The organism is Bordetella petrii (genome assembly GCF_020991325.1).
GTDB classification, from domain to species: Bacteria; Pseudomonadota; Gammaproteobacteria; order Burkholderiales; family Burkholderiaceae_B; genus Bordetella_A; species Bordetella_A petrii_E.
Genome location: NZ_JAJMLX010000528.1, coordinates 1 through 766, shown reverse-complemented (window position 1 = coordinate 766; position 766 = coordinate 1). Strand labels below are relative to the sequence as shown.

The 766-nt window shown below is 68.7% G+C and carries 2 protein-coding genes; both read right to left on the bottom strand.

The window, feature by feature from the left end; all coding sequences use genetic code 11:
* Window positions 1-510 (bottom strand): acyl-CoA dehydrogenase family protein (locus LPZ50_RS25145; protein WP_230665539.1); only part of this gene is annotated, 510 nt, incomplete at its 3' end.
* A 19-nt stretch (window positions 511-529) separates the two neighbouring features.
* Window positions 530-766, bottom strand: a 237-nt coding sequence (locus tag LPZ50_RS25140; RefSeq protein WP_268903647.1) for an acyl-CoA dehydrogenase family protein, incomplete at its 5' end; no start/stop codon positions are given.

Here is a 766-nt window from a genome sequence, read left to right as displayed (position 1 = left end):
CGTGTCCAGCGTCGGATCCAGCCCGGCGCCGACCGCCGCGCCGGCCAGGCTGTAGCGTTCCAGGCGGATCTTGCCGGACGCCAGGTAGCGCGGCGCCAAGGCCGGCCTGTCGGCGGCCGCGTATTCCACCAGCAGGGAGCCGTCCGGCTCGATGACGGCCGGCGCATCGTAAGCATCGCCTGAGAGCACCGGCGCCAGCCACGACGCCAACGGCCCGCCATCGCCCTGCCCTTTGCACAGCATGGGCAGCAACACCATGTTGGCCACTAACGGCACCGTCAGCAAATGGCGTCCGGCCTGGTATGCCAGCGGCCAGGCGGCTTGCAGGCCCTGCCCCATGCCCCCCGCCTCTTCGGGCAATAGCAGGGCCGGCCATTCCAGGCCGGCCAGCTCGCGCCAAAGCCCGCTGTGCCCGCCACGCGACTGCGGGTCGCGAACCCGGGACACGGGATGCCGCTGTTCCAGGAAGCGCCGGCCGGCATCTTCCATCATGTCTGCAATGTCGTCCACTTCCGTATTTCCGCTATGTTCAGCGCTTGGGCAAGCCCAGCACCTGCTCGCCAATGATGTTGCGCTGGATCTCCGAGGTACCTGCCAGAATGGTCTCGGCGCGCGACCACAGATAGGCGCGCAGCAGGCCGGCATCGCCGCCGCGCGTGGCGTCCGGCGCCAGGCAGGCGTCACGGCCCAGCAGATCCACTAGATCCTGGGCCAAACCTGTGCGGCTATTCATCGGCATCGCGCGCCAAGCAATGTCCATGTCGGA